10 protein-coding genes and 2 pseudogenes are annotated in these 10,157 nt (G+C 54.5%); 10 read left to right on the top strand and 2 right to left on the bottom strand.

The genetic code is table 11. From position 1 onward, the window contains the following. Window positions 1-262: 262 nt before the first annotated feature. Together AC2FEB_RS02170 and AC2FEB_RS02165 are read right to left on the bottom strand one after the other, a co-directional pair. Window positions 263-1,017: pseudogene (locus AC2FEB_RS02170) on the bottom strand (IS5 family transposase). A 148-nt stretch (window positions 1,018-1,165) separates the two neighbouring features. Beyond that, window positions 1,166-2,059, bottom strand: a complete 894-nt coding sequence (locus tag AC2FEB_RS02165; protein ID WP_496670252.1) for a LysR family transcriptional regulator — start codon at window positions 2,057-2,059, stop codon at window positions 1,166-1,168. Window positions 2,060-2,175: 116 nt separating this feature from the next. On the opposite strand from AC2FEB_RS02165, the gene AC2FEB_RS02160 reads away from it, so the two are divergent. The 10 genes and pseudogenes from AC2FEB_RS02160 to AC2FEB_RS02115 all read left to right on the top strand — a co-directional run bounded on the left by AC2FEB_RS02160 (window position 2,176) and on the right by AC2FEB_RS02115 (window position 9,981). Further along, entirely contained in the window at window positions 2,176-3,192 is a 1,017-nt protein-coding gene (locus tag AC2FEB_RS02160; protein ID WP_496883822.1) for an ABC transporter permease subunit, read from the top strand. A gap of 48 nt (window positions 3,193-3,240) precedes the next feature. Further along, window positions 3,241-3,876, top strand: a complete 636-nt coding sequence (locus tag AC2FEB_RS02155; RefSeq protein ID WP_496670255.1) for a cysteine hydrolase family protein — start codon at window positions 3,241-3,243, stop codon at window positions 3,874-3,876. A gap of 10 nt (window positions 3,877-3,886) precedes the next feature. Then, a pseudogene (locus AC2FEB_RS02150) lies at window positions 3,887-4,330 on the top strand (DDE-type integrase/transposase/recombinase); the annotation flags it as partial. Between the two features lie 54 nt (window positions 4,331-4,384). Further along, window positions 4,385-4,738: a hypothetical protein gene (locus tag AC2FEB_RS02145; protein ID WP_496670257.1), complete on the top strand. Its 354-nt coding sequence runs from the start codon at window positions 4,385-4,387 to the stop codon at window positions 4,736-4,738. A 106-nt stretch (window positions 4,739-4,844) separates the two neighbouring features. Beyond that, entirely contained in the window at window positions 4,845-5,576 is a 732-nt protein-coding gene (locus AC2FEB_RS02140; RefSeq protein ID WP_496670259.1) for a DeoR/GlpR family DNA-binding transcription regulator, read from the top strand. Window positions 5,577-5,628: 52 nt separating this feature from the next. Beyond that, a complete protein-coding gene (gene phnD, locus AC2FEB_RS02135; RefSeq protein ID WP_496670261.1) occupies window positions 5,629-6,603 on the top strand; it encodes a phosphate/phosphite/phosphonate ABC transporter substrate-binding protein in 975 nt (324 codons plus the stop codon). A 60-nt stretch (window positions 6,604-6,663) separates the two neighbouring features. Further along, window positions 6,664-7,452 (top strand): phosphonate ABC transporter ATP-binding protein, encoded by a 789-nt coding sequence (gene phnC, locus AC2FEB_RS02130; protein ID WP_117873977.1) that lies wholly within the window; start codon window positions 6,664-6,666, stop codon window positions 7,450-7,452. Then, window positions 7,449-8,264: a phosphonate ABC transporter, permease protein PhnE gene (gene phnE / locus AC2FEB_RS02125; protein WP_299897609.1), complete on the top strand. Its 816-nt coding sequence runs from the start codon at window positions 7,449-7,451 to the stop codon at window positions 8,262-8,264. Before phnC ends, phnE (AC2FEB_RS02125) begins: the two co-directional genes overlap by 4 nt. Further along, a complete protein-coding gene (gene phnE, locus AC2FEB_RS02120; RefSeq protein WP_117873982.1) occupies window positions 8,264-9,079 on the top strand; it encodes a phosphonate ABC transporter, permease protein PhnE in 816 nt (271 codons plus the stop codon). The genes phnE (AC2FEB_RS02125) and phnE (AC2FEB_RS02120) overlap by 1 nt, the downstream gene beginning before the upstream one ends. After that, complete coding sequence (locus AC2FEB_RS02115; RefSeq protein ID WP_496670263.1) at window positions 9,076-9,981, top strand: HAD-IIA family hydrolase; 906 nt, start codon at window positions 9,076-9,078, stop codon at window positions 9,979-9,981. The genes phnE (AC2FEB_RS02120) and AC2FEB_RS02115 overlap by 4 nt, the downstream gene beginning before the upstream one ends. Window positions 9,982-10,157 lie beyond the last annotated feature (176 nt).

Here is a 10,157-nt window from a genome sequence, read left to right as displayed (position 1 = left end):
TTTCATAGCTACTTCTCCTGTTTGCAGATATAGGCAAAGCCTAAACTGCTGGGTGAAGCAGCCGGTACATCCCATTAGTGACGGATGCTGCGAAATGCACGAAGAACTGATAATCACTGGTAGCCATCATTGATGGGCTGAGGGCGATACAATCCGGGCTTTGAGCGCACTGTTCGTCGAGGTAAACGTTCGCAGCATGGTCGGCGCCAATATCGCAGTGAATTCACAGGCTACGCGACAAAGCTGTTATTAAGATTGGCTTTCAAAGCCAGAACAGGACGGTTGCCGCGAGTGCGATTGCCGACAGGAAGACCTTCGGGCATCCGTTTTATCGGGTCGCCACGCGCCGCCAGTCTTTGAGCCTGCCGAACATGATCTCGATCCGTTTACGCCGTTTATAGCTGCGCTTGTCGAATTTCACGGCTTTCTTGCGTTGCTTTCGGCTTGGGATACAGGCGCGTATCCCTTTGTCTTTCAATGCTTCCCTGAACCAGTCGGCGTCATAGCCGTGGTCCCCGAGCAACCAATCGACATCCGGCAGGCTACTCAGCAATCCCCGTGCGCCGATATAATCGCTGACTTGACCAGCGGTGACGAACAGATTGAGCGGTCGTCCCTGGCTGTCACAGATGGCGTGCAACTTGGTGCTCATACCACCCCTGGTCCGGCTAATCAGGCGACGACGTCCCCCTTTTTTACGCCCATACTGGTCGCTGTTCGATGGGTTTTCAGATAGGTTGCGTCGACCATCACGGTCTTCACTTCGCTGTGCTTGGCAGCCAGACCTGCCATTATTCGGGCGAAGACGCCCTGTCACTCTACCGTTTCCAGCGGGTGTAGAGCGTTTTGTGTGGCCCATAGGCCGCGGGCGCCTCGTGCCAGCGCAAGCCATTGCGATTGATGAAGATAATCCCATTCAACACACGCCGGTCATCGACGGGGGGTGCTGTGTGACTTCGGAAAGAAAGGCTCAAGACGCGCCATCTGCGCGTCCGTCAGCCAGAAAAGGTCAGACATGTTCGCCGCTTGGTTTTCCAACCGTGAATCATGACGCCAAGCGGAAATCAATGGGTCCTGACCCTTCTGTATCCCGGAACTGGTATCCTGCCTCCGTCACGGGTCCTGGCCGGTACCCGTGACGGGGTTGTGCGCGACGGGCTCGGTTTCATTCGCGAAGGTTCTGGGTTTGACCCAATAACCAATCTCTGAAAAACGCTGACGCACCTGACTTTGATGTGCCTCTGGGTATTGCGATCTGATACCAGATGCATCGCACCGAACGATCGTCCAGACGCACCAACTGGCCCGAAGAAATCTCGCGTTGGCAAAGTATGTCGTCTGCAAGGATGACGCCTTCCCCGTCCACCGCTGCATCGATTGCAAGCGACAGGTCCGAATGGATGCGGCCTTTGCGCCAACCCTCGCTTTTGGGTTCGTGCGCTGCATACCACTTGTGCCAGGTCTCCTTTCCATTGTCGTGCACCAGTTCAGCGCGCTGCCAGTCAATGGCGGAACCCTCAGTTGGCAACGCATCGCGTAGGTCTGGTGTTGCTGCGGGATAGCCGTCAATCGGGAACAGGTTGTCCCGTTCCACCCCGCGTTTGGGAATCCGGGTCTCGAAGTGAATGATCATGTCCGCTTGGCCTTCGCCAATTTGGGCTGGCGTCCATGCCGGCCGCAGATCGATTTCTATCCGGGGAAATTGACTGCAGAACTCGGTGATCCGCTTGCGCAGCCAAAGTGAGGCCAGCGCGGGCTCGGCGCTGACGACCAGGGTGCCGGACCTTGTCTTTCGCAACAGGATTTCACTGGCATCTGTCAAGGTCTGCATGCCGCTCGCGATCTGGGGATGCAGGTCACGACCATCGTCGCTCAGTTCGACCCGATTGCCGTGCCGAATGAACAATTCGGTGCCAAACCACAGCTCGAGGTTGCGAATGTGCTGGCTGACCACGCTGTGACTGACATTCAATTCGACCGCGGCCTTGGCAAAACTGGAGTGCCGGGCAGCAACCTCGAAAACGCGCAGCGCATTCAGATGCCGGAGAGTGTTTTCCATGAGTTCAGCGTAGGTAAAAGCTTCGCTGAGGGCAAGTTAAACCCGTTTTTCAGAAGGCCGTGGGAAAGTTAGGATTAAATCGAATTTCCCGCTTCCCGCGACCCATTGGAACCTGAATGACCACTCCCACGCCCTTTGCCGACCCGAATGCCTCGCTTGTGGTGCGTGACCTGCACATGTCTTTCGGCTCGGTTGAAGTCCTCAAGGGCGTATCGCTTAGGGCCTGCGAAGAGGATGTGATTTCGCTCCTGGGGTCTTCAGGTTCTGGAAAAAGTACGTTTCTGCGTTGCACCAACCAGCTCGAAACCCCTACCTCCGGTCTGATTTCCGTTCACGATGAAGACATCATCATGGCCAAGGGCCGCCATGGCATGTCCCATCCGGCGGATGCCAGGCAGGTCGAACGCATCCGTGCGCGTCTGGCTATGGTGTTTCAATCCTTCAATTTGTGGTTGTGCATGACAGTGCTGGAGAACGAGATTGCCGGCCCAATACACGTGCTGAAGCAGCCACGCGCAGAGACCATTGCACGCGCCTATTGCAAACCGTTCCTAAGTCCCGCCATCCGGGTCTATACCTACGTCTTCTGCGGCGCGCTGCTGCTGGTGCAGGTCTATCTGTTCTATTTCGGTCTTGGACAGTCTAAGGCCGTGCATGAAAGTTTCTTGTGGGATCCGATCCTGAGCAGCCCGTGGTGGCGCGTGTTCACCGCGTTTGCGCAGAACACGGCAGCCTACACGACCGGCTTTTTGCGCGGGGTGATCGAAACTACGCCGCGCCGCGAAATCAAGGCATCAAAAGCCTGCGGCATGTCACCCTTCACCCGGATGCGTCTCGTGGTCCTGCCTAACGCTTTCCGCCGCGCTTTACCGGCCTATTCGAACGAGGTCATTTTCACGCTGCACGGCTCCGTGATTGCCAGCACGGTTATCTTGCAAGACGTGCCGGGCGTCGACCGATGGCTGAACGGCCACTACTATCTTGCCTACAAGGGCTTGCTGACGGCGATGGTCTTTTACATGGCAATCGTGTTCCTGATCACTTTCGCCTTCAGATTGGTCGAAAAGCGCTTTCTCGGACACCTGCGACCCCGTGAAACATCTGAGTCTGGCACCGCAAGGGTCGCCGCCTAGCCACGATCTCAACACATCCTTCCGCAACCGCTATTGAAAGGTAATCCCATGACCCAGTCCAGGAAAAGAGACCTGATCGAAGGCCGCGCCGCACTTATCGTCATCGACATCCAGAAATCGACCTTTGCACCAATCCCCGATGACAAGCGCGCCATCGCCCACATGCCGGACTATGCCGACCGCATGGCCCGTTCGAAGGTGGCCATCGACAAGGCGCGCGAGGTGGGTATTCCCGTCATCTTCATCCAGGAGATTCACCGTGCCAATCTGATTGACATGGGCCGCGAAACAGACGGGGACGAAGATGTGCACTGCCTCGATAGCAATCCACTGACCGCCTTCGCGGAGGAAGAATTGGGCATGCGCCCCGATGACTATCGTATCTCCAAGCGCCGCTATTCTGCCTTCTACGGCACAGATCTCGAAATCCTGTTGAAGGGTCTCAAGGCCGAGACGCTGATCCTTGTTGGCGGGCTGACGGATGTCTGTGTGCACTACACCTTTGTCGACGCACACCAGGGAGACTACTTCTGTCGCGTGATCGAGGATTGCGTTGCGGGATCCAGTCTCGAGGCACATCAGGCGTCCCTCAAAGCGGTGGAATACCTCCAGCACGGGGCGGTCCGCAGCCTGGAAGAGGTCCTGTCGGCGATGCAGGGACAAGCGGAAACAAATGCAGCTTAGCCAGGCCCTGATGGCAGCCCGGCGCTTTCTGAAGCGGCTGATTTCGCAATTCGGCGAACCCAGTATTGCGATCACGGATAAGTTGCGAAGCTATTTCAAGCCGGTCCGCGATCTTGCGCCGGGTGCGGATCACCGAGCACACAAAGGGTTGAATAGTCGGGTCGAAGGATCACACAGACCCACTCGAAGGCGTGAAAAGCTCATGGGGCGCTTCAATTCGCCTAAGCAAGCGCAAAGGTTCCTTGCCGCTCACGACCAGATCAACACCGTCTTTCGCCCCCGCCGCTATCAACGCTCCATCGTCTCATACCGTCACGCCAGAACCGATGCTCTCAGAACACCGCGCACGCGGTGTGGCTGTACATTCGTTTCAATCTGGGCTTGCGGGAAGTCGAAGAGATGCCGCTGCAGCACGGGATCGACGTGTGTTAAGAAGCTGTCCGGCATTGGGTGATGAAATTCGGGCCGAGGGTTGTTCGAAACCTGCGGCAGAGACGGAAATGTCCAGATGATGTCTGGCATCTGGATAAAGTTGCCGTGTGAATCTCAGGTCGCAAGTATTGGCTTTGGCGCGCTGACCAGCATCGCGTCGTGCCGCACTGAAACTGACTCGCAGAGCATCAATGGTTCGCTCACTGGTCACCAAGGATTTCTCCCGGCTGCGTTTGGTTTCTTCGCTTTCAGGGCCTCCGATTTCGGTTGCGAAGTCATCCATCCCGTCCAGTTCCAACGCGCCACGGGCAACCAAATTGATGAGCCCAGTACCCAATACGATTTTCGGTATATGCAGAACTCGCACATTGAAACGTGGGTTAAGCAACAAAATTTGTTGCAAAACGTCCGAAAGACCACAAAGCTGTAGCTGAAGCCGAGTCAGTCGTTGTATGTCCAAATCAAAAATGCGCAGCAAAAAAACGGATAAGGGTCAGAAGCGGGTTAAGAAATCCGACCGCCTGCGCGAGATATTGTTGGAACTGAAACTGCGACCTCATGTGCGTATCAGTGAACTGGCACGGCGGTTCAACGTATCAACAGAAACCGTCCGCAGAGATGTTGACGCTCTGTCTGTTGATGGTTTGATTGCGCGGGCGCATGGGGGGGCATCAGCCCCGGTGCAAGGTCATTACCCAAGCCTTGATGAACGCACAGGCGCCAGAATGGAAGAGCGCGAGAGGATCGGCATAACTGCTGCCGCTCTGATACAGGACGGCGAGTCAGTAATGATCGATTCTGGTTCCACCACCATCGAGTTGGCGCGTGCCCTGGCGTATCGAGGAATCCATTGCACGGTCATAACAAATTCGATTCCAGTAGCTATGACCCTCGGCCACGGTGCTGCTGAAGTGCTGCTTTGTCCTGGCGAATATCTTGCAGCCGAGGCGGCAACAATCGGTTCGGAAACGCTGGCGTTTCTGTCCGGTTTCAATGTCGATCGCTGTTTGATTGGCTCGTCTGGCTTTTCAGAGGAAGGGCCATCAGAGTCGATACGTGGTTTTGCGGCCATCAAACGCATGATGCTGGCACGGGCCGCTACAAGACACCTGCTGATCGACTCAGACAAATTCGGCCGCAAGGGTTTGGCCCATGTAGGCAATCTTGAAGGATTGGATTCCGTTGTTACCGATACAAAACCAAAAGGAGAACTGCAGAGCGCAATATCCAGTGCCAAGGTCAAGATCCTTGTCGCTGATCAACTATAAGGAAGAATGATAATTGGTGGCCGCAGAGGCTACGCATGATTGGGAGGAAGACATGAAGATCGATATCAAACTACTGATTGGAGCATCAGCAATTGCACTCTTGTCGCTTGGCGACACTGCTTCGGCGCAGGATTGTCCACGCGGTGATCTGGATGAGAGGTTCTGCGACGCGGACGGTGATCTGATCGCGGACATTCCCACAGACCCTTCCGAGCAAATAGATCCTGACACATTGATTTTTGCCTACACCCCGGTTGAAGACCCAGCCGTATACAAAACGGCTTGGTCGGATTTCCTTGACCACTTGAAAGCAGAAACTGGCAAGGACGTTGTCTTTTTCCCGGTTCAAAACAATGCCGCTCAAATCGAAGCGATGCGTTCGGGACGTTTGCATATCGCCGGATTCAATACGGGCTCGAACCCATTGGCAGTGAACTGCGCCGGTTTCCGACCCTTCACAATTATGGCCTCGAAAGATGGGAATTTCGGTTATGAGATGGAAATCATCACCTATCCGGGTTCAGGCATCGAAAAGGTCGAGGACATCAAAGGAAAGCAATTAGCCTTTACGTCGCCTACATCAAACTCTGGGTTCAAAGCGCCCTCGGCAATCCTGAAAAGCGACTTTGATCTTTTGCCGGAACGCGATTTCGAGCCCGTTTATTCTGGCAAGCATGACAACTCGATCCTGGGAGTTGCCAACAAGGATTACCTGGCGGCTTCAATTGCGAACTCGGTAAAATCGCGGATGATCTCGCGGGATGTGATCAAGGAAGATGATGTTGTAACGATCTATAAGTCGCAGACCTTTCCAACCACTGGGTTTGGCACCGTTTACAACCTGACGCCCGAGTTGCAGGAGAAGATCCGCAATGCCTTTTTCAGTTTCGAATGGGAGGGCACGACACTTGAAGCTGAGTTCTCGAAATCGAACGAAGGCCAGTTCCTTGAGATGACCTATCAGGAGTTTTGGGATGTCATTCGGAAAATTGACGCTGCCAACGGTGTTTCCTACGCCTGCCAATGAACATTGGAAAATCCGGCGGGCCTGACAGGGCCCGCTATTCACCCTAACTCGGGGCATCTTATGCTGCGTCTTCAAAAGCTGACGAAAACATACAAGACCGGTGATCAGGCCTTGAAGGCCATTGATCTTGAGGTTCCAAAAGGACAGGTTCTTGCATTAATTGGGCCTTCGGGCGCGGGCAAATCGACCATGATCCGTTGCATTAACCGTTTGGTTGAACCCACAAGCGGGGGTGTCCTTCTGGATGAGGTTGACCTGACCAAACTCGGCTCGGGCGCGTTAAGGAAGGCACGCCGCGCAATGGGCATGATCTTTCAGGAATATGCCTTGGTTGAACGCCTTACGGTTATGGAAAACGTTTTGTCGGGACGGCTGGGATACGTGGGGTTCTGGCGCAGCTTCCTGCGGCGGTACCCGCAGTCGGATGTCGACGAGGCCTTCCGCCTGCTTGATAGAGTCGGGCTGTTACACATGGCTGACAAACGGGCGGATGAACTGTCTGGGGGTCAACGCCAAAGGGTCGGTATCTGCCGCGCTTTGATTCAGAACCCGAAACTTTTGCTGGTCGATGAGCCAACTGCGTCGCTGGATCCAAAGACCAGTCGTCAGATCATGCGCCTAATCACTGAGCTATGTCAGGAGCGCGGGTTAGCGGCCATTATCAATATCCATGACGTGGCGCTTGCCCAGATGTTTGTTCCCCGAGTCGTGGGTCTTCGCTTCGGCGAGATAGTATATGACGGCCTTCCAACAGGCCTGACCCCCGACAAGCTGACCGAGATCTACGGTGAAGAAGACTGGGAAGCGACAATCGAAAAAGTGGATGAAGATGTCGAGGCTGCGGAATGAGCCATCGAGAGTTAGACGACATGTTGGGAAAAGGCTGGCGTAAACCTGCCTTTGTAAAAAAGCCATTGCTCCGATGGGCTTTGATCCTGGGCTTTTTTGCTTACCTGATCGCGGCTTTCATGACCATCGATGTTGATTGGGGCAGGGTTTATGAAGGGCTGGACCGGGGATGGGCGTTTGTGCTGGCATTTACCAGCCCGGACTTCGTTTCGCGGTGGTCAGACATTTGGAGCGGTCTGCTGGAGAGCATCATTATGACCGTAGCTGCGTCGGTCGTGGGCATCCTGATTTCGATCCCAATCGGTTTGGGGGCTGCACGCAATATCGCCCCTTTGCCAATCTACATAATTTGCCGTGGCATTGTCGCGATAAGTCGGGCTTTGCAAGAGATCATCGTCGCAATTTTGCTAGTAGCCATCTTCGGCTTTGGTCCTCTGGCCGGATTTCTGACGCTGTCCTTCGCCACCATTGGTTTTCTCTCCAAACTTCTGGCCGAAGACATCGAAGCCATGGACAAGGTACAGGCCGAGGCGATCAAAGCCTCTGGAGCGCGTTGGACGCAATGGATCAACTATGGAGTACAGCCGCAGGTGATGCCGCGGCTTGTAGGGCTTTCAATGTATCGTATCGACATCAATTTCCGAGAAAGCGCAATCCTCGGACTGGTTGGAGCTGGTGGAATCGGCGCGACGTTGAACACCGCATTCGACCGCTATGAATACGACACGGCAGCAGCCATTCTCATCCTCATCATTGGGATCGTCATGGCTCTTGAATATCTTTCGGGAATTATCCGCGCGAGGGTTCAATAATGCCGGTACTTGAACGCAATGAAGTACAGGTCTGGCGACGTCGGACAACGGGTCAGAGTCTGGTTCGATGGTTCGGCTGGTTAATAGGCGTAGCGGTTTTTGTTTACTGCTGGCAACTCATCTCGGAATCGACGACCTGGTTTTTTGTCTGGGACGCGCCCCGCATCGCGAACGATATCTGGACCCGGGCAACACCTCCCAAATGGAGCTACATCACCCAGTTGGGCCGACCGATTTGGGACACTCTGAACATCGCGACCCTGGGGACAATCATCGCGTTGTTCATGGCGGTGCCGGTTGCCTTTCTGGCGGCCCGAAACACCACACCATCGGCTTTGTTCATCCGACCGATTGCCTTGTTAGTCATTGTCTCGACCCGCTCAATAAACTCACTGATCTGGGCGTTGCTACTGATCGCGATTATTGGTCCGGGCGTCTTTGCTGGTGTAGTAGCGATCGCCATCCGTTCAATTGGGTTTTGCGCCAAGCTGCTGTATGAGGCGATCGAGGAAATTGATCACACGCAGGTCGAAGCAATCACGGCAACCGGTGCTTCGCGCTGGCAAGTCATGGCTTACGGGATCGTTCCGCAAATACTGCCCGCTTTTGCAGGCATTGCTGTCTTCCGTTGGGATATCAACATCCGCGAATCCACAGTGCTTGGGTTGGTTGGAGCTGGAGGAATCGGTTTGCAATTGTCGGCCTCGCTCAACGTTCTGGCCTGGCCACAAGTCAGCCTGATCCTGATTGTCATCCTTGTCGCGGTAATGATTAGTGAATGGGTCTCGGCGAAAGTTCGAGGAGCGATCATTTGACCGAATTCTCAGCGCGAGAGGCTTTTGATGCCTACGAGGCTGTACGCCACCGCCTTCCTGAAACCACACCGTCTGAAGTGAGCTTGCGCAAGGCAGCGACGTTGGAGGAAATAGCTGATGAGTTCGACGTTTTCCTTCTTGATGCTTTCGGTGTTCTCAATATCGGCGATACAGCGATTCCAGGCACACCGGAACGGGTCAGGTCACTGAAAGCCGCTGGCAAGCGTGTTCTGGTCGTGTCGAATGCCGCATCAGTCCCGCACGAAGCTCTTTTGGAAAAATATACCAGGCTTGGTTATAATTTCGCACCGCAGGACGTAATCACCAGCCGGGCAACTTTGTTGGGTGAACTAAACGGCCAAAGTAAGCTGCATTGGGGATTGATGGCGACACCAGGTGACGGTCTTCGCGATCTGGAGGGGTTGCAAGTATCCTATCTGGAAGATGACCCGAAACCCTACGAAACCGTCGACGGATTTTTAATGATCGGGTCAGCGGTCTGGACCGAAACGCGGCAAGCCATGTTGGAAACTGCCTTGTTAAAGCGTCCCCGCCCAGTAATGGTCGGCAACCCTGACATAGTCGCGCCTCGCGAGTATGGCTTTTCCAAAGAGCCCGGTCTTTTCGCGCACAGGCTGGCAGACCGAACAGGTATTGCGCCTCAGTTTTTTGGAAAGCCTTTCGGCAACATTTATGATCTTGCTTTCCGACGCCTCGGGCACATCGACAAATCCCGCGTGCTGATGGTTGGCGACAGCCTGCACACAGACATCGTGGGCGCACGCAATGCCGGGATAGTATCGGCACTCATCTCAGGATTTGGATTCTTCGCCGGGCATGATGTTGAAGCCGCCATCAAGAAGGCAAAGATTGTACCGGACTTTGTCGTAAACCGGCCTTGATGAGACTGTTGCATTGACGGAGTGACGTAACGATTTTTGATTTTTGAATTCGCTCATTCCGCGCATGTCGCCTTTCAAGCATCATCGTTTTCCACGTGACATCATCTTGTACGCCGCCCGGTGATATCTCATCTTCACTCCTTGGTGGTTAGGATGAGACAGAAATCCTCTCTTAT

It is taken from the genome of Ruegeria sp. YTSC106 (genome assembly GCF_059609765.1).
This window is presented reverse-complemented; position numbering and strand designations above follow the sequence as displayed.